General features: G+C 47.9%; 23 protein-coding genes and 1 tRNA gene. 22 read left to right on the top strand and 2 right to left on the bottom strand.

Translation table 11 applies throughout. From position 1 onward, the window contains the following. Nucleotides 1-652 precede the first annotated feature (652 nt). The 12 genes from rpmH (at nt 653) to PBOR_RS34745 (ending at nt 12,315) form a co-directional block, all read left to right on the top strand. Nucleotides 653-787, top strand: coding sequence for a 50S ribosomal protein L34 (rpmH, locus tag PBOR_RS34800; RefSeq protein ID WP_039295761.1), 135 nt, complete (start codon nt 653-655; stop codon nt 785-787). 392 nt (nt 788-1,179) lie between these two features. Continuing rightward, nucleotides 1,180-1,530 (top strand): ribonuclease P protein component, encoded by a 351-nt coding sequence (gene rnpA / locus PBOR_RS34795; protein ID WP_042218727.1) that lies wholly within the window; start codon nt 1,180-1,182, stop codon nt 1,528-1,530. Between the two features lie 86 nt (nt 1,531-1,616). Then, the gene (locus PBOR_RS34790) at nt 1,617-2,564 is read left to right on the top strand and encodes a YidC/Oxa1 family membrane protein insertase (RefSeq protein ID WP_042218726.1); all 948 of its coding nucleotides are present in this window, start codon (nt 1,617-1,619) and stop codon (nt 2,562-2,564) included. Next, nucleotides 2,561-3,295: an RNA-binding cell elongation regulator Jag/EloR gene (gene jag / locus PBOR_RS34785; protein WP_042218725.1), complete on the top strand. Its 735-nt coding sequence runs from the start codon at nt 2,561-2,563 to the stop codon at nt 3,293-3,295. Before PBOR_RS34790 ends, jag begins: the two co-directional genes overlap by 4 nt. Before the next feature lie 87 nt (nt 3,296-3,382). Further along, nucleotides 3,383-4,759, top strand: coding sequence for a tRNA uridine-5-carboxymethylaminomethyl(34) synthesis GTPase MnmE (gene mnmE, locus PBOR_RS34780; RefSeq protein ID WP_042218724.1), 1,377 nt, complete (start codon nt 3,383-3,385; stop codon nt 4,757-4,759). 16 nt (nt 4,760-4,775) lie between these two features. Then, the gene (mnmG, locus tag PBOR_RS34775) at nt 4,776-6,662 is read left to right on the top strand and encodes a tRNA uridine-5-carboxymethylaminomethyl(34) synthesis enzyme MnmG (RefSeq protein WP_042218723.1); all 1,887 of its coding nucleotides are present in this window, start codon (nt 4,776-4,778) and stop codon (nt 6,660-6,662) included. A 3-nt stretch (nt 6,663-6,665) separates the two neighbouring features. Then, on the top strand, nt 6,666-7,388 hold the full coding sequence (rsmG, locus tag PBOR_RS34770; RefSeq protein ID WP_042218722.1) for a 16S rRNA (guanine(527)-N(7))-methyltransferase RsmG: 723 nt from the start codon (nt 6,666-6,668) through the stop codon (nt 7,386-7,388). Nucleotides 7,389-7,902: 514 nt separating this feature from the next. After that, on the top strand, nt 7,903-8,718 hold the full coding sequence (gene noc, locus PBOR_RS34765) for a nucleoid occlusion protein (RefSeq protein ID WP_042218720.1): 816 nt from the start codon (nt 7,903-7,905) through the stop codon (nt 8,716-8,718). 211 nt (nt 8,719-8,929) lie between these two features. After that, nucleotides 8,930-9,691 (top strand): ParA family protein, encoded by a 762-nt coding sequence (locus tag PBOR_RS34760; RefSeq protein ID WP_042140602.1) that lies wholly within the window; start codon nt 8,930-8,932, stop codon nt 9,689-9,691. Beyond that, a complete protein-coding gene (locus PBOR_RS34755) occupies nt 9,684-10,526 on the top strand; it encodes a ParB/RepB/Spo0J family partition protein (protein WP_042218719.1) in 843 nt (280 codons plus the stop codon). The genes PBOR_RS34760 and PBOR_RS34755 overlap by 8 nt, the downstream gene beginning before the upstream one ends. Nucleotides 10,527-10,619: 93 nt before the next feature. Beyond that, nucleotides 10,620-11,783 carry an aminotransferase class V-fold PLP-dependent enzyme gene (locus tag PBOR_RS34750; RefSeq protein WP_042218717.1) on the top strand — a complete coding sequence of 388 codons (1,164 nt, stop codon included), beginning with the start codon at nt 10,620-10,622 and terminating at the stop codon, nt 11,781-11,783. Nucleotides 11,784-11,814: 31 nt separating this feature from the next. Beyond that, complete coding sequence (locus PBOR_RS34745; RefSeq protein WP_042218714.1) at nt 11,815-12,315, top strand: DUF4446 family protein; 501 nt, start codon at nt 11,815-11,817, stop codon at nt 12,313-12,315. Here the strand turns inward: PBOR_RS34745 and yyaC are convergent. Continuing rightward, nucleotides 12,287-12,895 carry a spore protease YyaC gene (gene yyaC / locus PBOR_RS34740; protein WP_042218713.1) on the bottom strand — a complete coding sequence of 203 codons (609 nt, stop codon included), beginning with the start codon at nt 12,893-12,895 and terminating at the stop codon, nt 12,287-12,289. The genes PBOR_RS34745 and yyaC overlap by 29 nt on opposite strands. A 105-nt stretch (nt 12,896-13,000) precedes the next feature. Here yyaC and PBOR_RS34735 point away from each other — a divergent pair, with 105 nt between their 5' ends. From PBOR_RS34735 to PBOR_RS34720, 4 genes are all read left to right on the top strand, one after another. Beyond that, nucleotides 13,001-13,276: a putative Se/S carrier protein gene (locus PBOR_RS34735; RefSeq protein WP_042218712.1), complete on the top strand. Its 276-nt coding sequence runs from the start codon at nt 13,001-13,003 to the stop codon at nt 13,274-13,276. Continuing rightward, a complete protein-coding gene (locus PBOR_RS34730; protein WP_042218711.1) occupies nt 13,269-14,297 on the top strand; it encodes a mechanosensitive ion channel domain-containing protein in 1,029 nt (342 codons plus the stop codon). Before PBOR_RS34735 ends, PBOR_RS34730 begins: the two co-directional genes overlap by 8 nt. Then, nucleotides 14,297-14,509 (top strand): DUF951 domain-containing protein, encoded by a 213-nt coding sequence (locus PBOR_RS34725; RefSeq protein WP_042218710.1) that lies wholly within the window; start codon nt 14,297-14,299, stop codon nt 14,507-14,509. The genes PBOR_RS34730 and PBOR_RS34725 overlap by 1 nt, the downstream gene beginning before the upstream one ends. A 77-nt stretch (nt 14,510-14,586) precedes the next feature. Beyond that, nucleotides 14,587-14,677 (top strand) — tRNA-Ser (locus tag PBOR_RS34720). Nucleotides 14,678-15,027: 350 nt separating this feature from the next. Here the strand turns inward: PBOR_RS34720 and PBOR_RS34715 are convergent. Beyond that, nucleotides 15,028-15,225, bottom strand: coding sequence for a YjzC family protein (locus PBOR_RS34715; protein WP_042218709.1), 198 nt, complete (start codon nt 15,223-15,225; stop codon nt 15,028-15,030). A 220-nt stretch (nt 15,226-15,445) separates the two neighbouring features. Between PBOR_RS34715 and rpsF the strand changes: the two genes are divergently transcribed. The 6 genes from rpsF (at nt 15,446) to opp4A (ending at nt 21,442) form a co-directional block, all read left to right on the top strand. Continuing rightward, nucleotides 15,446-15,730, top strand: a complete 285-nt coding sequence (gene rpsF, locus PBOR_RS34710; protein WP_038598251.1) for a 30S ribosomal protein S6 — start codon at nt 15,446-15,448, stop codon at nt 15,728-15,730. 48 nt (nt 15,731-15,778) lie between these two features. Next, nucleotides 15,779-16,288 carry a single-stranded DNA-binding protein gene (ssb, locus tag PBOR_RS34705; protein WP_042218708.1) on the top strand — a complete coding sequence of 170 codons (510 nt, stop codon included), beginning with the start codon at nt 15,779-15,781 and terminating at the stop codon, nt 16,286-16,288. Between the two features lie 21 nt (nt 16,289-16,309). Then, the gene (gene rpsR / locus PBOR_RS34700) at nt 16,310-16,582 is read left to right on the top strand and encodes a 30S ribosomal protein S18 (protein ID WP_036699837.1); all 273 of its coding nucleotides are present in this window, start codon (nt 16,310-16,312) and stop codon (nt 16,580-16,582) included. 103 nt (nt 16,583-16,685) lie between these two features. Continuing rightward, nucleotides 16,686-17,060 carry a VOC family protein gene (locus PBOR_RS34695; protein ID WP_042218705.1) on the top strand — a complete coding sequence of 125 codons (375 nt, stop codon included), beginning with the start codon at nt 16,686-16,688 and terminating at the stop codon, nt 17,058-17,060. Between the two features lie 459 nt (nt 17,061-17,519). Further along, on the top strand, nt 17,520-19,490 hold the full coding sequence (locus PBOR_RS34690) for an endonuclease MutS2 (protein ID WP_042218704.1): 1,971 nt from the start codon (nt 17,520-17,522) through the stop codon (nt 19,488-19,490). Between the two features lie 230 nt (nt 19,491-19,720). Further along, entirely contained in the window at nt 19,721-21,442 is a 1,722-nt protein-coding gene (gene opp4A / locus PBOR_RS34685; RefSeq protein ID WP_042218702.1) for an oligopeptide ABC transporter substrate-binding protein, read from the top strand. Nucleotides 21,443-21,695 lie beyond the last annotated feature (253 nt).

Genomic DNA, 21,695 nt, shown 5'->3' with positions numbered 1-21,695 from the left:
CCCAATATGCAATATCAAGAGACAAAAAAATATGGATAAATTTGAATTGTTCACAACTTTATCCACAGCTTGTTGATAATATAGAGAACAAACAAATCTATTCACATTCAAAAGTAATACCATCATAGCAAAACCCCCCTTGTTTTTCAATGAGCCAAGCCATTTTATCCACAAATTCAATCACTTGTGTATAATTTTTAGGAACACCACTACATATTGTTGATAATTTGTTAACCGTTCGACAGTTTCCGTCATGGCTTCGATATTTTTATACACAGGTTGTGCTCAGTTGTGAGCAGTCGACGATTTATTTTGATCACAGGTGGATAACTATATTGCCCTGTGGATTACTTTTTTGGACAAATGGACTGTGGATAAGATGCGGAGGCCGAACTTTGGAGGGCCGGAAGCAAACTGGGGATAGAGAGCAGCTGCTGAAGAAGATCTGTGGAGAAATAAAAAAGAGGGAGGAAGGAGACAAGGTTGACTTTTAGCGTGATTATGTGTTTAAATATATAAAGGTGTTTTCTGTGAGGATATGTCTCCAAATTTAATTGATAATACTTGTAGATACTGTCCCTACTCTAAGGACGGCTTAGTCCGTTTCTGCTTATATGACAGTAATTAAGTTCCTGTAAGGGAGGTGCAATACATGAGACCGACGTTCAGACCGAATGTGAGCAAACGCAAAAAGGTGCATGGTTTCCGCAAAAGAATGAGCACGAAAAACGGCCGCAAAGTGCTGGCAGCCCGCCGCTTGAAAGGCAGAAAAGTTTTGAGTGCGTAAGTTAGGCCACTTAGGGACCACTGCGGTGGTCCTTTTTTACTTGGGGTCCCCGCAAAAGTTCCGGATCAGGCTTCACTATAGAGGCGGCACTTTGCGGGGATTTTTTTAATATATATAGAAGAATCAGGTGTCCTGCATTTTTCTCTTCTATATATAGCGCAGAAATAGATGAGGCTCCTTTGAGCGGATAAGCTATTGTTTTTCTGTTGCTGCATCAATAAATGATTGGCTCTGCAGAGGATGATAGCGCTACTGCGGGGCTTTTTTAAATATAAAAGCGTGTGCCCAGGTTCTAACAGCTGCCGTTTATGGCACCGTTTGAATGACTATACTAATTAGAAGATGAAATTCCGGAGATTACGCGAATTCCGGTATTTGAATAGGAGATTCCCGTGCACAAAAGTTTACGATTACGAAACCGTGCCGACTTCAGCCGCGTATACCGCCATGGGAAGTCATTTGCGAATCATCAATATGTGGTGTATTGGTTTCCCCGAAAAGAGGTTGAACGTTTCCGCGTAGGTATATCCGTCAGCAAGAAGGTCGGAAATGCAGTGGTTCGCAACCGGATGAGACGGCTGGTAAAGGAAATTGTCCGTCACCATGAGCCGGAAATCACCGGCGGCCTGGACATGGTGTTCATCGTGAGAAAAGGAGCTCTCTCCAAGGATTACGGCGAGCTTGAGAAAAGCGTCCTGCATGTGCTTCGCAAAGCCAAGCTGCTCAAGGCTTTGCACAAGTAAGAGGGGCATAAGGGGCTTGTTTATTTGTATCCATAATTATGTTATGATTTACGGTGCAATGGAATGTTTATGAGAGGGGTTTTGAAGTGTCTCTAATGAAGACTAAGCGAGGAAAAATGTTTCTTCTCCTCGGGTTAATGGTTCTAATGATTGCTGTTCTGTCGGGGTGCTCTCCGTCCGGGGCGGCATCAGTGACGCACACTACGGAAGATTTAAAAAATGGAGGCTTCTGGCAGAGTAATGTAGTTTATTATTTCGCCATTGCACTGGATACTTTCGCAAAGTGGTTTAATGGCCAGTATGGACTAGCCGTCCTCGTAATGGTTATCATTGTCCGTACACTGATTTTGCCGCTTACTATTAAGCAGGTTAAGAGTTCGCGCGCGATGCAGGCCATCCAACCGGAACTTGAGAAGATTAAGAAAAAATATAAAGACGAGCCCGAAAAGGTTCAGCAGGAAACGATGCGCCTGTTCCAGGAGAACAAGGTTAATCCGATGGCCGGCTGTCTGCCGCTGATCGTGCAAATGCCGATCTTCATCGCCTTGTACAACTCGATCTATTACAACCCGGATCTTAGATTGCATGACTTCCTGTGGCTGCAGCTCGGCAAACCCGATCACCTGTTCATTCTGCCGCTCCTTGCCGCTGCTACGACATTCATTCAAACCCGTATGATGACCAAAATGAATCCGGTGCAACAGCAGGGTCCAATGCAGTTCATGATGATGGTATACCCGGTTCTGATTTTCATCATGTCCTACAACTTCCCGTCTGCGCTTCCGCTGTACTGGTTCTATAGCAATCTGTACACCATTATTCAGAACTACTTCTTGTACCGCAACAACGATAAACATAAAGCGGCTATTGCAGCTGCAAGTGCCACGGCTACCGCTACTGCAGGTAACGGCAAAGCCAAAGAAGTGAATTTGACGAAGAGCAAGAACAGCAACAATAACGCCCGCAAAGATGTTACTCCTGCTGCAAAAGGCAATAGCAGCAAAGGGAAGAAGGGGGTCAAAAAGTCAAAATGAGCAAAGTCGTCGCGACAGGGAAAACCATTGAAGAAGCTGTAGAACGGGGACTTAACCAGCTTGGAGTTCAGAAGGACCGGGTAACGGTCAACGTACTTGAACAGCCGTCAAAAGGATTCCTTGGATTGATCGGTGCGAAGGGAGCCAAGGTAGAATTGACCTTGATCTCTGAAGCCGCACCGGCATCAGCGGCGAGTGCTCCGCTACTGTCTCAGCAGTCAACAAGAGAGAGCAAACCAGAGGCGATCAGCGGCGTACCGCGCCAGGATTCCGGACACCCGGTGGAGGAAGCTTACCAACAGGCCGTTCATTTCATTGTGGATGTCGCCAAGAGCATGGGGCTTGAGGTGGAAGTTGAAATCGTTCATACCAAGGAATCAACTATTCTGCAAATATCCGGTCCGGATCTCGGGCTGCTGATTGGCAGAAGAGGACAAACTCTCGATGCTCTGCAGTATTTGGCTAATATTGTTGCCAACCGCTATTCCGACAGCTTCATCCGCCTTGTACTGGATGCGGAGAACTTCCGTGAACGCCGCAAGAAGACGCTTGAGGAATTGGCGGATCGGCTCGCGGGACGTGTAGTCCGGACCCGTAAAGAGGTCGTCCTGGAACCCATGTCCCCGCAGGAACGCAAGATTATTCATTCCAGATTACAAGATCACCGGCAGGTTAACACGCTTAGCAAGGGTGAAGAACCGAACCGCCGCGTCGTTATAACATTGAAGTAGAACCATATGCCGCAATGACTCCTTGACCTATGCGAGGAGTCATTGTTTTTTTGAATAGAATAGATCAAGCCAGAGGTGAATAACAACATGCTTAGTGACACTATAGCTGCCGTATCGACGGCTCTGGGTGAAGGCGGAATTGCCATCATCCGGGTTAGCGGACCGCAGGCTATCAGCCAGGTTGCTCCATTGTTCAAAAGCCGTATCCCCCTTACGGAAGCTGAATCCCATACTGTACATTATGGACATATTGTAAGTCCGCTGGATGGGGAGCGGATGGAAGAAGTGCTGGTTACGGTTATGAAGGGACCGCGTTCTTTTACAACGGAAGATGTAGTGGAAATCAGTGCCCATGGCGGCGTAATCTCTGTAAGAAGAGTGATGGACCTGCTACTGCAGCAGGATATCCGGCTGGCTGAGCCGGGGGAATTCACCAAACGTGCTTTTCTGGGCGGACGGATTGATCTTTCGCAGGCAGAGGCTGTTATTGACCTGATTCGTTCCAAATCGGACCGGGCCTTCTCGGTTGCGCTTAAGCAGGTTAGCGGTTCTCTATCCGCACGGATTCATGAGCTTCGGCACACTCTTATTGAGATGCTGGCTCATATTGAAGTGAACATTGATTATCCGGAACATGATGTGGAGTCCTTAACAGCCGATTTCATCAAGGACAAGAGCCAAGCGGTTATGGAAGGCATTAACAAGCTGCTTCGTACAGCTAATGAAGGAAAGATTCTGCGCGAAGGGATCACAACAGCAATTGTGGGCCGGCCTAATGTCGGCAAGTCCTCCCTGCTTAACGCGCTTGCCCGCGACAACAAGGCGATTGTAACCGATATTCCGGGAACAACGCGTGATGTAATAGAAGAGTATGTTACGATTAATAATATTCCCCTGAAGCTGCTGGACACTGCCGGTATCCGTGAAACTATGGATGTGGTAGAAAGAATCGGTGTGGAACGTTCGAAGGCGGCTTTTAGCGATGCGGATCTGATTCTGCTGGTGCTGAACGCCAACGATGAGCTCCATGAGGATGAATTGGCACTGATGGAACAAATCCACGGTAGACAAGCCCTGGTCATCATGAATAAAATGGACTTACCGTCCCGTCTGGATACGGATAAGCTGCGCTCCTTTTTTGACGAGTCGAGCATTGTACCGATGTCTGTGCTGGAGGAGGAAGGACTGGATAAACTGGAAGAGGCGATCTCGGCACTCTTTTTCGGAGGCAAGCTGGAGTCAGGTGACTTGACTTACGTAAGTAATGTAAGACATATTGCCTTGCTGAAGAAGGCACGTAAATCACTTCAGGATGCCTACGAAGCTGCGGAGATGCTTATTCCTATAGATATGATACAGATCGATGTACGCCTTGCCTGGGAGCAGCTTGGTGAGATTATTGGAGATGCGGCTGCTGATTCACTGCTGGATCAGATCTTCTCGCAATTCTGCTTAGGTAAATAATAAGGAGGGAACAGTTATGAATTATGATGGAGGCAGCTATGATGTTGTCGTCATTGGCGCCGGACATGCCGGCTGCGAAGCGGCTCTGGCTGCTGCACGGATGGGCTGCCGCACACTGATGATCACGATTAACCTGGATATGGTGGCCTTCATGCCATGTAATCCATCTATTGGCGGACCTGCCAAGGGCCATGTGGTGCGTGAAATTGATGCGCTGGGCGGGGAAATGGGCCGCAATATAGATAAAACTTTCATCCAGCTGCGGATGCTTAACACGGGTAAAGGACCTGCTGTTCACGCACTGCGTGCACAGGCGGACAAGTTCCTGTATCAGCATGCGATGAAGGAAACGATGGAAAAGACGCCAAACCTGACTCTGCGCCAGGGCATGGTGGAAGAACTGATCGTTGAAGACGGACGCTGCGCCGGCGTTGTTACAAAGACCGGAACCGTATATCACAGCAAAACTGTTATCCTGACAACTGGAACCTATCTGCGCGGCAAAGTGATTATGGGTGAACTGACTTATGAGAGCGGACCGAACAATCAGCAGCCGTCTGTACGGTTGTCCGAGAATTTGCGTGAGCTTGGATTTGATCTGGTCCGCTTCAAGACTGGAACACCGCCGCGTGTGCACAAGGATACGATTGATTTCTCCAAGACAGAAATTCAGCCGGGTGATGATAAGCCGAAATTCTTCTCTTTTGAAACTAAATCATCCGATAATGAACAGCTGCCTTGCTGGCTGACTTACACATCACCGGTCACGCATCAGATTATTAATGATAACCTGCACCGGGCACCGATGTTTACCGGAATTATTGAAGGAACAGGTCCGCGCTATTGTCCATCGATCGAAGATAAGGTCGTCCGGTTCAGCGATAAATCCCAGCATCAGATCTTCCTGGAGCCGGAAGGCAAAAACACATCGGAATACTATGTACAAGGTCTGTCCACGAGCCTCCCTGAGGATGTGCAGCTGGCAGTACTGCGTTCCATTCCCGGTATGGAAAAGGTAGAGATGATGCGCAACGGCTATGCGATTGAATATGATGCGATGGTTCCTACTCAGCTCTGGCCTTCTCTGGAAACGAAACGTTTGCCGGGACTATTCACCGCCGGACAAATCAATGGCACCTCCGGGTACGAGGAAGCTGCTGGGCAGGGCGTAATTGCAGGTATTAACGCAGCGCGCAAAGTGCAGGAGAAGGAGCCGGTGGTCCTTGACCGGTCCCAAGGTTATATCGGGGTTCTGATTGATGATCTGGTCACCAAAGGAACCAATGAACCTTATCGTCTGCTGACTTCACGTGCGGAATACCGGCTGCTGCTCCGTCATGATAATGCTGATCTGCGCCTGACTCCAATCGGTTATGATATCGGGCTTATTCCAGAGCAGCGTTATGAGGCATTCCTCGATAAAAAAGGACGGGTAGACCGTGAAATTATCCGCCTGCAGGAAACGAAGGTTAAACCTGTTCAGGTGAATGAGGCCCTTGCCGGTTATGAATCGGCACCTATTGTTGACGGAAGCAATCTGCTGACCTTAATGCGCCGTCCGGAGCTTACTTACAGCTTCGTAGATATGATATCGCCTGCTCCGGAAGAGCTGGACGAAGATATGAAGGAACAGGTTGAGATCCAGATTAAATATGCCGGATATATTGAGAAACAACTTCAGCATGTAGAGAAGCTGCAGAAGATGGAGAAAAAGAAGATTCCTGACGATATCAACTACAATGAAATCCATGGGCTTGCGATGGAAGCCCGGCAAAAGCTGACCAAAATCGCTCCAATCTCCATTGGGCAGGCATCGCGCATTGGAGGAGTAACTCCGGCAGATATTTCAATTCTGCTTGTACATCTGGAGCATTATAACCGTGTGACAGCGGCGAAAGGATAATTTATGGATAATACGGCAGCCCAGTTCGCCGCTCTGCTCAACGAGCGCGGACTACAGCTCTCAACGAAGCAGTTAGAACAATTTGAACAATATTTCCAGGAATTGATCTCCTGGAATGAGAAGATGAATCTTACAGGTATTACGGAAAGAAGCCAGGTATATACGAAGCATTTCTACGATTCACTATCCCTGGCATTCTATATTAATATGGATGAAACCAAAACTCTTGCTGATATCGGCTCGGGTGCAGGATTTCCTGGAATTCCGCTAAAGATTTGTTTCCCGCATCTGAAGCTGACGATTGTGGATTCACTGAACAAGCGAATCTCTTTCCTGCAGCATGTGTGTGATACTCTGGGTTTGACTGGCGTACAACTGATTCACGGACGGGCTGAAGAGGTAGCCAGACAATATGTTCACCGCGATGCTTATGATGTGGTAACTGCCCGTGCGGTTGCACGCTTATCCCTCTTGAATGAGTTTTGTCTTCCGTTTACCCGGAAGGACGGAGTCTTTGCCGCAATGAAGGGCAGCGACCCGGCTGAGGAATTGGCTGAAGCCAAGCGCAGCTTCAAGGAACTGCGCGCGGAACTGCAGAAGGTTGAATCCTTCAGTTTACCTGTGGAGGAATCTGCGCGGCATATTATTCTTGTGCGCAAGACCGGGGCTACACCGGCCAAATATCCGCGGAAACCAGGCGTTCCCGCCAAATCGCCACTCATTTAATTGTTTCACGTGAAACAAATCTGAATCAGATTTAAGAAATAGAGATCAAGCTCATGCTAAATGGGCTTGATCTTTTTTATTGGTGATATGTCTACCAGTAGTGAGAGATTAAAGCCTGGATAGAGCCTATCGGGCCTGTAAGTTATAATCTTAAGGGGATTAACAGAGTTGTTTGTGAATTTGGGGACCTTAGGTGACCTTAATGCAGGAAAAATAGGTCCCTATGGAGAATAGGATTATGAGCGGAAAAGTGATAGAATACTATAGTAAGACTTTTTATAGAGAAGACTCTTCCAGCTCTTTGCTGGTGCTTTAGGTATGGAGTGCTGAAGGTCAGAAATATTGTCAGACTGTTTCAAATTAAAGAGTTGCTCAGCGTATCTGGCTAATTCTTTAATTACAGGGAAAGTGACTATGGATGAGGATAGATGCTTTTCTCACGCTGTACGATAGGCTTTTCGTAAGAAAGGTTAGAAGGATCGTACTATAACGAAATTAGGTGGTTATGAACGGAATGAAAGAACAATTCACCAAGCTTTTTGGATTTACCGAGCGGAGCAGCGGAGAAGAGATCAAACAAATCCCGGTTCATGAGGTCATCAGCAGTCCATATCAGCCACGGACGATTTTTGATGATGACAAGATAGATGAGCTATGCCAGACTATCAAAACTCATGGAGTTATCCAGCCGATCGTTGTGCGTATGCGTGATTCACAGTATGAAATTATCGCAGGTGAAAGACGCTGGAGGGCGGTCAAGAAGCTGGGCATGGAGACTATTCCGGCTCTAGTCCGCGAATTCAATGATTCACAAGCAGCCTCAATTGCACTGATAGAGAATTTGCAGCGTGAGGGTCTAACTTCTATTGAAGAGGCCATTGCCTATCAGAAGCTGATCGATCTGCATCAATTGACACAAGAGAGTCTGGCTCAGCGGCTTGGCAAAAGCCAGTCAACGATTGCCAACAAGATTCGCTTGCTGAATTTACCGGAGCAGGTGAAGACTGCTTTGATGGAAAGAAAAATCACTGAACGTCATGCTCGGTCACTGTTATCTCTCGACACGGAGGAGATGCAGCTGAAAGTTCTGGCTGAGGTTATCTCCAAAGAACTCAATGTGAAACAAACAGAGGCACGTATTGCATTCTACAAAGCAGTTACACAGACCAAAAAATCAAAACGGGTATCCTATACAAAGGATGTTCGTCTCGCCCTTAATACAATTCGTCAATCCATTGATATGGTTTCCGGTTCGGGGATGGAAATCAAGACATCTGAGAATGACCGCGGCGATCATTATGAGATTGTTATCCAAATTCCAAAAAGATAAATGGTTTCAAAAGCTGAAGGCGGCCCTGAGGTTGATTGGCCGCCTTTTCTATGACTAGCTCCACACGTTATCACACATACACTTTATGGATAAGTTAATGTATATTTGTCTACACTTCCCGCAAATGTGATGCCGTAGTATACAAAGCATTATGCCAATACAACTCATGACCTTACAAGATGATTCTTTCTAACAATTCGAGGTGAAATAAGTGTCCAAGATTATTGCCATAGCAAATCAAAAAGGCGGGGTCGGTAAAACAACAACCTCTGTAAACCTGGGTGCCGGCATGGCTACTTTAGGGAAGAGAGTGCTGCTTGTTGATATCGATCCCCAAGGCAACACTACGAGCGGCGTTGGCGTCAACAAAGCGGATGTAGCAAATTGCATTTATGATATTCTAATTAATGAAGCTAACCCGCAGGAAACGATACTGGAGACCCAAATCGAAGGTCTTCATATTATACCGGCTACTATTCAATTGGCGGGTGCAGAGATCGAATTGGTCTCAACGATTTCGCGAGAGCTGAAGTTGAAGAAGGCTCTAAATGCGGTGAAGGCCAATTATGATTACATCATCATCGACTGCCCTCCATCATTGGGTATTCTTACCATTAACTCTCTGACTGCGGCAGACTCCGTAATTATTCCAATTCAGTGCGAATACTATGCGCTTGAAGGGCTGAGCCAGCTGCTTAATACTGTGAGATTGGTACAGAAGAATCTTAACCCTCACCTTAAGATAGAAGGCGTTCTACTTACTATGCTTGATGCCCGGACGAATCTGGGTATTCAAGTGATTGAAGAAGTGAAAAAGTACTTCCAGGAAAAAGTGTATAGAACCATTATTCCGCGCAATGTACGTCTCAGCGAAGCTCCTTCGCATGGACAATCCATTATCACCTATGATTCCCGTTCCAAAGGAGCGGAAGTGTATTTAGAGTTGGCAAAGGAAGTGATTTCTTATGAGTAAGCGCCTAGGCAAAGGCTTGGATGCTTTAATACCTTCTTTATCGATTAACGAGGACGATAAGGTTGTAGAAATACCCTTGTCGCAGTTAAGAGCCAATCCGTATCAGCCGCGTAAAGATTTCAACGAAGAAGCTATTCAGGAACTGGCTGAATCCATTAGACAGCATGGAGTCATTCAACCGATCATTGTCCGCAGTGTATTGAAGGGCTATGAGATCATTGCTGGTGAACGCCGGTTCCGTGCATCGCAATACTGCGGCAAAGCAACAATTCCTGCAGTGGTCCGCAGCCTGAGTGATCAGCAGGTCATGGAGATTGCCCTGATCGAAAACCTGCAGCGTGAGAATCTAAATGCAATGGAAATTGCCGTTGCTTATCAAGGGTTGATGGATCAATTCGCTCTAACCCAAGAAGAGCTGTCACTGAAGGTGGGAAAGTCCAGATCGCATATCGCCAACTTCCTGCGGCTGCTTAGTCTGCCGGAAGAAGTGAAGGATTATGTTTCACGTGGAACAATTTCTATGGGACATGCCCGGGCAATTGTAGCGCTTAAAGATCCGGAGACCATTAAACAATTAGCCGGGCAGTGTGTGGAACAGCAGTGGAGTGTACGAGAATTGGAAGAGGTAGTGAAGAACCTCGACCGCAAACCTGCTAATGGAATTAAGGCTAAAGTGGTCAAACGCGATCCTTATATCGACAATGTTGAGGAAGTATTGCGGGAACGGTTCAAAACAACCGTTAAGATTAAGCAAGGTAAGGAAAAAGGGAAAATAGAATTAAATTATTACAGTGCCCAAGACCTGGAAAGATTGCTGGAGCTGCTCGGGAACTGATTTGGATATTTGTGCCGAAAACATATCCTGAGATATCCTTAATACGGATATGGAGGGGTATGTTTTTTAAACGAAAAAAGTGAGGGTGAAGAGATGGAGAGACTGGTTTATCTGGATCATGCAGCAACCTCATGGCCTAAGCCGCCAACAGTTGCTGCTGCGATGATGGATGCCCTGGAGCATTCAGGAGCAAATGCCGGGAGAGGTAACCACTCACTGGCAATAGGTACAGGACGCGTGCTGGTAAGGTCGCGGGCTTTGCTGGCTCAACTGTTCGCTGTCTCCAATGCTCAGAATATTGCCTTTACTCATAACACAACAATGGGGCTAAATATGGCTATTAAGGGTACACTTCAACCAGGAGATCATGTGATTTCAACAATGACAGAGCATAACTCTGTACGCAGACCGTTAGAGTATTTGCGCCGGACGATAGGTATTGAAGTGGATTATTTACAGGTTGATCGTGAAGGGCAGATCGATCTGTCTGAGCTTCAGAAATCCTTCCGCCACAATACCAGAATGGTGATTTGTAATCACAGTTCCAATCTGCTCGGAAGTATACTGCCCATTGGAATGATCGGTGACATGGCCAGGGCACATGGAGCTGTATTTCTGGTGGATGCTGCTCAGAGTGCAGGCTCACTGAATATAAATGTGACAGAGATGAATATCGATCTGCTGGCTTTTCCGGGGCATAAAGGTTTATTGGGACCGCAAGGGACCGGAGGATTGTATATATCGCCTCATTTAGATATGGAGCCGCTGATGCACGGCGGGACAGGCAGCCAATCAGAGAATATTGAACAACCCACTGTACGGCCTGACCGCTATGAAGCCGGCACGCAAAATGCTGTAGGGATAGCCGGACTGCAGGCGGGTGTAAAGGAGATCTTGTCTCTTGGGACCGAACAGATTCACTTGCAGGAATGGAAGCTGACGCAAAAGCTAATGGAGGGCTTGGCTTCTATTCCGGGAATCCGGATTCTCGGACCGGGTAGAGGTATTCAGCGTAGCGGAATTGTGGCGTTTATAATTGAGGGGCAAGAATCAGCGGATATTGCCCATCGCCTGGACCGCGAATATAACATTGCTGTGCGTGCAGGTATGCATTGTACGCCGCTTGCTCATAAAGCTGCAGATACTTTGCAGAGTGGAGCAGTAAGGGCGAGTGTTGGAGTAAGCTCGACAGAAGAGGACGTTAACAGGTTGCTTGTTGCTATGGCCGAAATGTACGGCGTATCACGAACAAGATAATTTTTATATTTATACAAAGGATGGTCCATATATGTCGGAGTTAAATGAAGTGATAAGTGAGCAGCTGTCGGTGTTCATTATGGGTTTTGCTGTATTGATTGTTCTGCTGGCAATTGTTCTGATTATCCAAGGGGCGAAGATCCGCAAGATGCGGCGCAGATATGAAGCGATGATGAGCGGCAATGGCATTGAGGATCTGGAGAGTCTGCTGGTGAATCTGAAGAACCAGGGAGATATGCTGGAGGAGGGGCAGCGTGAGCATAAGGTGATGATTGAAGCCGCACAATCCAAGATGCGCGGAATGAAATCGAAAGTAGCCATGAAACGCTACAATGCCTTCGGGGAGCGCGGTAATGATCTGAGCTTCTCGCTTGCCATTCTGGATGACAACCATAGCGGAATTGTACTGAGCAGCCTGCACAACCGCGAGAACTCATATATATATTCTAAGCCGCTTGAAAAGGGAGAGTCGCAGTATCCCCTGTCTCCAGAGGAGAAGGAAGTTATTGCTCTCGCGCTGCAGCAGATTTAGCATGAAGGTTCCATTGCTTAAGTGCGGAATAGAGGCTTGAAGCAATGATGTCGGATAATCTCATTACGAGGCTTAATCTTGTGTTCTGCAGTACGAAATACTCCATGAAGCCCCCGACATTCACAATGCCTGTCAAATGGATATCGCCAACCGGGGGGAGTTGCTTATTAACGCCTGCTCCCGGCCGGAGCGGCCCCTCAACGACCTGGATGCAGCCAACGCTTGTCGACTGGCCCAGACAGGCATCAATTCCGATGATGAACGGATTATGGTGCTTCTTATAAATGAGGGAGAGAGTTTCCTCCAGGTTAACGGCATGCACAGGCTCTTCCAGCGTTCCGTAGAGATGGAATAAGGGGCTATGGAAGCGGGCAAGCGCCGTGCCGACCAGCGGTCCAAGTGAATCACCGGTAGAGCGGTCAGTGCCTACACAGACAATCACGATTGGTGTATCTGTACGGGTGCGTGAAAAGTAAAAAAGAAGCCGGTGGGTAATCGCAGAATAGATATCGGGATCAGCATGTGATATTTTTAAACAGGACGGTTCTTGCAGAGGTGAGGCTTTAGAAGAGAAATTCATATGATCTTCCTTTCTGTTCTGATGATCCTAGTATATGGATGAAAGTGGCTTTTTATACTATGGCGGCAATAGATAGGACGAATATTCCAGAGGGAGGCGTGGAGTGTGGAGGAGGAACTGCTGATAGCCTTTGATTCGACACAGCAGGCGCTGCGCGCTGAGATGCTGCTTGAATATGCGGAGATTGAAATTGATATATTTCCTACACCCAAGGAGATTACAGCCGGTTGCGCCATGTCGATCCAATTCTACCGGAATGCGTTGGAAGAGGTACGGGTCATTGTGGCGGAGCAGAATGTAGAGATACGCGGGATCTTCGCCAAATCAAGTGATGGTATAGGGTATGTGGAGGTTGTGGAGAGGGAGGAGTTCGATGAATAACTGGATACTGGAAGCGACAACGCCGAGCCAGGCAGTTGACGAAGTGGTCCGCTTTAAGGATAGAATATGGGACTGGGTAACCAATGCAGATATGTGGGCTACCGTGCTGTTTTCCGGAGTACAGATTCTTCTGCTTTTTCTTGTAACCCGGGTAATTATTAAAGTAGTCTCCAATGTTATTGACCGTTCCCTGGAGCGGGAGACGCGGGGAAGACGCTTAGCGAATAACCGCCGTTTCTCAACGGTAGGCGGACTAATGAAGAATGTAGTAGCTTTCATCTGTAATTTTGTCATGATTATGATGATTCTGTCTGTATTCCATTTCGATCTGAAACCGCTGCTGGCTGGGGCCGGAGTTGTCGGGCTGGCCATAGGGTTCGGTGCACAAAGTTTGGTCAAAGATGTAATTACCGGTTTCTTCATTATCTTCGAGGATCAATTTGCGGTAGGAGATGTGATCCAGAGCGGAACCTATAAAGGTACAGTAGAGATGATTGGCCTGAGAACGACCCGGCTGCTGAGTGCCACAGGGGAAGTGCATATCATACCGAATGGCACGATTGTGAATGTTACGAACTATTCGCTGGCTAATGCCCTGGCAGTAGTAGATGTGCCTGTCAAAATAGAGCGGGGTTTAGAAGCAACACTTGCACTGATTGGAGAAGCGCTTAAGGGGATAGAAGAGCGGAACCCCAGTGTAATTGACTACCCCAATGTGCTGGGCATTCAGTCGATGAGTACTTCCGAATATGTGATCCGGGTGGCGGCTAATTGCATGCCTAACGCCAGAGATTCTGCAGAGCGGCAGATTCAGAGTGATATTAAGCAGGCTCTGGAGCAGCAGAGTGCTTTGGAAGCAGCTAAGGCAGAGCAGGAGGCGCGTGAACAGGCGGAGAGGGAAGTAAGGGCGGCTCATGAGGAAGAGCTTGCAGAAAGCGCCCGTAGAGCCCGTGAAGAGCAGGAGGCGGGTCCAAGAAGACAGATAGCCGCTGCGCAAGAGGGAGAGGAAGGGGAAGAATAATGGAACGTAAAGTATTCGGGCTGGGTGATATCGTACAGATGAAGAAGCCGCATCCCTGCGGAACGAACGAGATGGAGATTATCCGTATGGGGATGGATATCCGGATTAAATGTACCGGCTGTCAGCATAGCGTCCTCATTCCCCGTGCTAAATTTGAAAAAAACATGAAGAAGGTTCTTCATTCTGCTGAAGGCGGAGCCGAAAACAATTAAGCTTGCAGCAGAAGGCAAAGCGTTAGTGCAAAAAGCTTGCATATGTGACGATGGCATGATACAATAATTCTTGCTGCGGAGAGGTACCCAAGAGGCCCAAGGGGGCTGACTCGAAATCAGTTAGGCGTGTCACAGCGTGCGTGGGTTCGAATCCCACCCTCTCCGCCACTTCAGCAATATATACATTAACAATTATCCCTTCGTTCAATTGACGAAGGTTTTTTTATTTCTTCGGTATGAAAGCATACAAAAAGAGAGACCTTTGCGGGTCTCTCTTCAAGAGGCAGCACATCAATGATGTTCGGATATCTCTGTCTGTAGCCGCTAAAGTGAAACAGGTTGTGCCAGGCTGCCTTTTTTAATGGCGGCCTTTACTCTCCCCGGGTTACAATAGTTGCTGATTCAGAATCCCTGTGATCGTGTTCGTCTACGACGTTCAACGGAACCACACCTCTCTTTTGTACTGCCTGGGTATAGTATGTGCAGCCCGACAGGTTTTATACATGCAGATTGATTAATTAATGCACGCGCGCTTTCTCGACTTTTTTCCATTTACGGTTTTTGTTTGAGGTCTCAGGAAAAGTGTCACCCTTCTCCATTTCAATCCGCTTGGGATTCTGGATCTCGGTATGGAAGCTGCGCGCTTCGCCTACTTCTGTATAAACGCCCGGATTCGGGGCTTTATCGCCCTTTTCGTACTCTGTTTTCTCGCCCATAGTATGATAAGCCTCCTTCTGTAAAGTGGTGGAGCGGTTATATTGTGGCCCCGCAGAGACATCTTCATGTAATTAATATCGGTCCATGATCTGGTGCGTATGAATAAGACTTGCATTCGCCTGGAGAATTTGGTATATTGATTTGGTGCGAGTCTATGTTTGTGCTCGTTCCTTGCTCCTGACGTGATCAGGGGCCTCAGACCATAAGGAGGTGAAAATTATGCGCAAATATGAAGTCATGTACATTATTCGTCCTGACATTGAACAAGAGGCCGTTCAAGCAGCAGTCGAAAAATTCCAAGGCATCATCTCCAACGGCGGAGAAATTACAAAGCACGATGTGCAAGGTAAACGCCGTCTTGCGTATGAGATCAAGAAATTCCGTGATGGCGTTTATGTTTTGGTTAACTTCAATGCAGAACCTGCAGTAGTTACCGAATTGGAACGTCTCATGAAGATTTCCGACGAAGTAATTCGTTATCTCATTACGAACGACGTTGCCTAAGATATTGACAAGCTTTGTAACGAATCGCGCTATAAGGAGGGGATTGAATTGTTGAACCGTATCATTCTGATCGGTCGCTTGACCCGTGACCCGGAACTTCGTTATACTCCCGCTGGTGTTGCCGTAACGCAGTTTACGCTTGCCGTAGACCGCAACTTTACGGGCCAGAACGGTGAACGCGAAGCGGACTTTATCCCGGTAGTAACCTGGAGACAGCTGGCTGAGACCTGTGCCAATTACTTGCGCAAAGGACGACTGGCAGCCGTAGAAGGACGCATCCAAGTACGGAATTACGAGAATAATGAAGGTAAACGTGTATACGTCACTGAAGTTATTGCTGATAATGTCCGTTTCCTGGAATCCTCGCAGAACCGTGAAGGCGGAAATGCACCAAGTGGTGGAAGTACTCCCGAAGAGCCTGCCTTTGGTGGCGGCGGTAACAGTGGTAACAGTGCACGCGGAAATAACAACAATTTCTCGCGTAACAACAATACTCAAGATCCTTTTTCGGGCGATGGAAAACCGATCGATATATCGGACGATGATTTGCCATTTTAATAAGGAAGGACTGAACTGAACATGGCTTTTAAACCAAGAGAAGGCGCGGACAACGACAAAAGACCGGCACGTCGTGGTGGACGCAACAAGCGTAAAAAAGTGTGCTATTTCACTGTGAACAAGATTACTCACATTGACTATAAAGACACTGAGCTTCTTAAGAAGTTCATCAGCGAACGCGGAAAGATTTTGCCGCGTCGTGTAACTGGTACAAGTGCAAAATACCAACGCGCTCTGACTATTGCTGTAAAACGCTCGCGTCAAATCGCGCTGCTGCCTTACACAACGGAATAGGACGTTTTTACGAAGCAGCCGGCTTAGCCGGCTGCTTTTTTCTGTATATAATAGCGTAGGAAGACTGGCTAGGCAGTCAAAATACATTTTGGAGGAATGAATAATGATCAGTGCAAGTCCGTACATCATTATTGAGAACGTGCAGGAGTCTGTGGAGTATTACATAAGCGTATTTGGCGGCGAAATTAAGGTGCTGAATGAACATAAAGGCAAGCTGCTGCATGCTGAGCTGCATTTGGGGCAGACACTGATTCATTTCTCCGATGATTACGGTAAAGGTGCCAAGACAGAGAATGTAAGTGTTATTCTAGGGCTGGACAACGAAGATGAGATGCGGGCGATTTATGATAAACTGGCTTCGGATGGCGGTCAGATCAAGGTTGAGCTGCAAAAGACTTTCTTCGGGGCACTCCATGGAGAGGTTGCAGACGGCAAAAACGGAATTACCTGGGTAATGAATTGCTTTGCGCGCAATTGACAACCGGATTCCAGATGTAGTAAATTACAGGTATCCTATAACTAAAGGGGAAATTTTGATGTTGGTGAGCGTTCTTAACTAAGCAATTTCATATCATTCCGGCAGAAGGCCGCAACATGTTCCGATCTTTTTCAGGGGCATGTCTTGTTAGATTATGTCCACGTGACAAGTCTGATTACCCGCGGGCTGTAAGAATGAATGATTTAGTTAAGAACACATGCGAAGCGTCATGATGGCCTCTTTACGGCTGTTATTCTCTTTGTGATTAACCGTGCTCTTTGCAGCACGGTTTTTTCTGTTTTCAGGAGCTTGTCATCCAGCGGGTGGAGCTTGTTCCTGAAGTCAAAGAGGAGAATAGCATTCAAAGGAGGGCGAAGACTGCCGCAGTGGCGGGTCTTCGCCCTTTTTGCGTTAGGAAGCAAGCCTAAAATACAGGCATCCATACAAGGAGGAATTAAATTGAATTTACAGAGTATGAACACCTTGGAATACGAGACCATCAAACAGGAATTGATGCGACATGCCGTATCCTATGAAGGAAGAAGATATGTGAGCGAGCTTGCGCCGATGACCTATCTGCCGGCGATACACCGGGCGCTGGATGAAGCGGACGAAGCCAAAGATCTGCTGGAGCGGGGGGCAAGTGTGCCCATTCCGTCACTGGAAGGCATTGAGTGGGTCCTGTCGCTGCTTGGGACCGGATATATGTACAATGAGCAGGATTTCTCAGCAGTATCCGTGTTCCTGCACAGTTGCGGACAGCTGCGTAAGTATATGGCTTCCAAGGAGCAGAGTGCGCCGCGGATTGCGGCATACGGAGCTTCCCTGCAGGAGCTGCAGCATGTTAGGGAGGAAATTGAACGCTGTATCCGGCTGGGTGTCATTGATGACCAGGCCAGCAAAGGACTGGAGCGGGTACGCAAACGTCTGGCCGTGGCCAAGGAACGTCTGCATCGGAAGCTGGAGAGTATTATGTCGCGCCATAAATCCATCCTCCAGGAGAGTCTGATCAGCATGCGCGGCGGCCGTTATGTGATTCCGGTGAAACGGGAGTATCACAAGCAGATCAGGGGCTCGGTGCTGGACCAGTCAACAAGCGGCCAGACCGTCTTCGTGGAGCCTGACGAGGTAGCCTCTCTACAGGGGGAGATTGAGCTGTTATCAGCTGATGAAGCCCGGGAGGAAGGAATCGTCCTAAGTATGCTTACAGGGCTGCTAGAGCAGGAACAGGCCGCTCTGCGCCTGAATATTGAAGTTACGGGCACTTATGACTTCATCTTCGCTAAAGGGAAGTATGCCAGGGTCCTTAACGCCCGGACTGTCTCACTGAATGAACACGGCCTCCTGCGGATGAATGGAGGCAGGCATCCTCTGCTGAAGGATATGGTGCCGGTCAGTCTGGAGTTTGGTCAAGGCTACAAATCGCTGATCGTAACCGGACCTAATACAGGCGGCAAAACGGTAGTGCTCAAAACGCTGGGCCTGCTGTCACTGATGGTGCAATCGGGACTGCTGGTGCCGGTAGCGCCTGATAGTGATTTTACCGTATTCAGCAATGTAATCAGCGTAATCGGGGACGGACAGAGTCTGACGCAATCGCTCAGTACCTTCTCTGCACAAATGAAGAGTATAGAAGGCATGCTCAATGATGCCGGCAGAGGTGTGCTGCTGCTGATTGATGAGCTGGCGGCAGGAACGGACCCCGGGGAAGGATTCGCATTGTCGATTGCCATTCTGGAGGAGCTGAACCGCAAAGGCGCAAATATCGTGGTGACAACCCACTTCAACGAGCTCAAGGTATTTGCCGCGGCTACACAGGGATTTCAGAATGCGCGGATGGAGTTCGACAAAGAGTCTCTGCAGCCGCTGTACCGGCTGACAATTGGCGAAGCGGGCGAGAGCTATGCCTTGCAGATTGCCGAGAAGCTCGGCATAGACAAACCGGTTATTGAGCGTGCCAAACAGCTGGTAGCCGAGCAGCAGGAGCTTAGAGGCAGCCAGAAGCCGCAGAACACTCACAGCAAGGAACTGAAGGTCAAAGCGGCTGAAGCTGAGAGAAGGACGGCTGTGGTTCAGAGCAGCCCTCCGGCTCAGCATTTGGGTGATGCAGCTGATGCGGAACACAATCTACTAGCGGCTAAGCCCGATTTTGAAGTGGGAGACGCCGTTTATGTCAGTTCTCTGGGGCGCACGGGAATTGTATATATGAAGAAGGATAGCCGGGGAATGGTCGGAGTAATGATCCAGAAACAGAAAGTGACCATAAACCACAAACGCTTGAAGCCATATCTGTCCAAAGAGGAGCTGTACCCGGAGGATTATGATTTTGATATCATCTTCGAGAGCAAGGATACACGCAAAAAGCGTAAGCTCATGAAGAAGAGGCATGTTGAAGGTCTTAGCATCATACATCCGGAAGAGGAGAAATGAGTGTGATTTGCACAAGGAGTCTGCCCGTCAGGGCAGGCTTTTTTGACATTTCCCGGAGGCTTCCGCAGACCGAATATAAATTAAGGGCTTCACTTTAGGGCCAATATTGGTTATCCTCTATTATGTGGCATATTCAAAATTCCATGAATTGCACAAATAGAGTTATAGTAAAATCCAGTATAGAAACCGCTTACATCGCAGTGTGATGGAACCGGGGAGGGAAGACAAATATGTCAAAACATATCATCGGCCGATTCATGCTTCCGCTTCTGCTCGCGGTGGCGTTGTCAGCATGCAGCGGGCCAAGCCAGGGCGCCCAGTCTTATATGACGCGCTTAAGCAAAGCAGCCGATGAACCTATAGCAGGCGGAATAGTAACATATGGATATTCATCTCCGTTCCAGGGCAGCTTCGAACCGGCCTTTTGTGAAGGGGAAGATGATGCGAATGTGCTGGAATTCACTACGGAAGCAATGTTCAAAGTCAATGATGACCTGTCCACGGCTCCTAATATCGCCACTTGGCAGGAATCTGAAGATCATACGGTATTTACTTTCACCATTAAGCCCGGTGTCCGCTGGCATAACGGCGATGAGCTGACCGTGGAGGACTGGAAGTTTGCCCTGGAGACCATCGCCAGCCCGGATTATACGGGATCCAGATATTATAGCGTGGAAATGATCAAGGGAGCCGAGGCTTACCATCTGGGTGAGGCTAAGGAAATCACCGGACTCAAGGTCATGGACCCGTATACGCTGCGCATTACGATGAAATCAGCACGGGCGAACATGATCGATAATCTGTGGGCTTATCCGATGAACAAACGGTACTTCGAGGGAGTCGCAGTAAAGGACATGATGGACAGTGATCAGGTGCGCAAGCAGCCAATCGGTACAGGTCCATTCATGATAACGTCTATTGTGCCGGGTGAGAGAGTCGAGATGAAGCGCTTCGACGATTATTATAAAGGGGAAGCTCTGCTGGACGGTGTAACCTACAAGGTGATTGACAGCAAGGAGATGGCTGCACAGCTTGAAGCCGGAAGCATCGATATCGGAACCGTTCCGCGTGATGCTTACCAGGCTGCAGGCCAGCTGGATAATGTGGAGATCAAAGTGACACCTGGGCTGTCTTATGAATATATAGGGTTCAAGTTTGGACACTGGGATGAAGAGAGCGGCCAGGTGGTGATGGACAATCCCAAATTCCAGGATAAGCGGCTCCGCAAAGCGATGTATTACGCACTTGACCGGCAGGGTATCATTAATAAATATTCTTATGGCCTGGGGACACTTATTGAGACACCTATTCCCAGCTCAAGCTGGGCTAAAATCGATGATCAGGAAATAGATACCTATCCATACCTTCCGCAGAAGGCAGAGAGCCTGCTGGATGAGGCAGGATATCTCGATACGAATGGGGACGGGCTCCGCGAAGATCCAAGCGGCAAAAAATTCACGATTCATTATGACGCTATGTCCGGCAGCAAAACAGCGGAGGCACGGACCGCTGCAATCCTGCAGAACTGGCATGACGTCGGACTGGATGTTCAGCTGAACGGCGGCAGCCTGAAGGAGCTGAACAGCTTTTATGAAGCGGTAGAGTCCGATGATCCGGCGGTTGAGCTGTTTAACGGCGTATGGGGGCTGGCCCCTGATCCCGATCCTTCGGGCTTATGGCGGGCAACGGATTCGTGGAATTACCCGCGGTGGACGTCGAAGCGGAGCGAGGAACTGATCCGTGACGGGGTAAGCCTGAAAGCCTACGACCAGGATTTCCGCAAAGAGATTTATGATGAATGGCAGAAGCTGATTAATGACGAGGTTCCGATGATCTTTTTCTCGGAACGGTCCAATATTACCGCTGTTAATAAACGGCTGCAGGGTGTAACTACGAACGCAATCAGCAATATACGTGATCCGCAGAATTGGTGGATTAAGGAAATTGAATAGACTAAAAATGACGGTCCGATCTGCTGCTGAGGCATGCAGTGCGGGCCGTTATTTTTAATTATTTTTTGAAAATAAGCATCAAAACGGACTTTTCTGCGTCATATACTTTATGGAATACAAGCAGCGATAGTGCCGATGCTGTCGTTATTTGTTGTTTCTTTTTAGGTGTGAAGTGATTACAATAGAAATATTGTTTATGTGTCAAAGCAGTTTTCCAGGTTTATTCTACATTTAGAACGACCCGAATCCCGGA

The organism is Paenibacillus borealis, assembly GCF_000758665.1.
Taxonomy (GTDB): Bacteria; Bacillota; Bacilli; order Paenibacillales; family Paenibacillaceae; genus Paenibacillus_AQ; species Paenibacillus_AQ borealis.
This window is presented reverse-complemented; position numbering and strand designations above follow the sequence as displayed.

Coding starts and splice junctions, on each gene's coding strand:
- PBOR_RS34730 (WP_042218711.1), top strand. CDS start 13,269: ATGAATAACTGGATACTGGAAGCGACAACGCCGAGCCAGGCAGTTGAC.
- mnmG (WP_042218723.1), top strand. CDS start 4,776: ATGAATTATGATGGAGGCAGCTATGATGTTGTCGTCATTGGCGCCGGA.
- jag (WP_042218725.1), top strand. CDS start 2,561: ATGAGCAAAGTCGTCGCGACAGGGAAAACCATTGAAGAAGCTGTAGAA.
- PBOR_RS34745 (WP_042218714.1), top strand. CDS start 11,815: ATGTCGGAGTTAAATGAAGTGATAAGTGAGCAGCTGTCGGTGTTCATT.
- rpmH (WP_039295761.1), top strand. CDS start 653: ATGAGACCGACGTTCAGACCGAATGTGAGCAAACGCAAAAAGGTGCAT.
- rpsR (WP_036699837.1), top strand. CDS start 16,310: ATGGCTTTTAAACCAAGAGAAGGCGCGGACAACGACAAAAGACCGGCA.
- PBOR_RS34725 (WP_042218710.1), top strand. CDS start 14,297: ATGGAACGTAAAGTATTCGGGCTGGGTGATATCGTACAGATGAAGAAG.
- PBOR_RS34750 (WP_042218717.1), top strand. CDS start 10,620: ATGGAGAGACTGGTTTATCTGGATCATGCAGCAACCTCATGGCCTAAG.
- PBOR_RS34755 (WP_042218719.1), top strand. CDS start 9,684: ATGAGTAAGCGCCTAGGCAAAGGCTTGGATGCTTTAATACCTTCTTTA.
- yyaC (WP_042218713.1), bottom strand. CDS start 12,895: ATGAATTTCTCTTCTAAAGCCTCACCTCTGCAAGAACCGTCCTGTTTA.
- noc (WP_042218720.1), top strand. CDS start 7,903: ATGAAAGAACAATTCACCAAGCTTTTTGGATTTACCGAGCGGAGCAGC.
- mnmE (WP_042218724.1), top strand. CDS start 3,383: ATGCTTAGTGACACTATAGCTGCCGTATCGACGGCTCTGGGTGAAGGC.
- rpsF (WP_038598251.1), top strand. CDS start 15,446: ATGCGCAAATATGAAGTCATGTACATTATTCGTCCTGACATTGAACAA.
- rsmG (WP_042218722.1), top strand. CDS start 6,666: ATGGATAATACGGCAGCCCAGTTCGCCGCTCTGCTCAACGAGCGCGGA.
- PBOR_RS34715 (WP_042218709.1), bottom strand. CDS start 15,225: ATGGGCGAGAAAACAGAGTACGAAAAGGGCGATAAAGCCCCGAATCCG.
- PBOR_RS34695 (WP_042218705.1), top strand. CDS start 16,686: ATGATCAGTGCAAGTCCGTACATCATTATTGAGAACGTGCAGGAGTCT.
- opp4A (WP_042218702.1), top strand. CDS start 19,721: ATGTCAAAACATATCATCGGCCGATTCATGCTTCCGCTTCTGCTCGCG.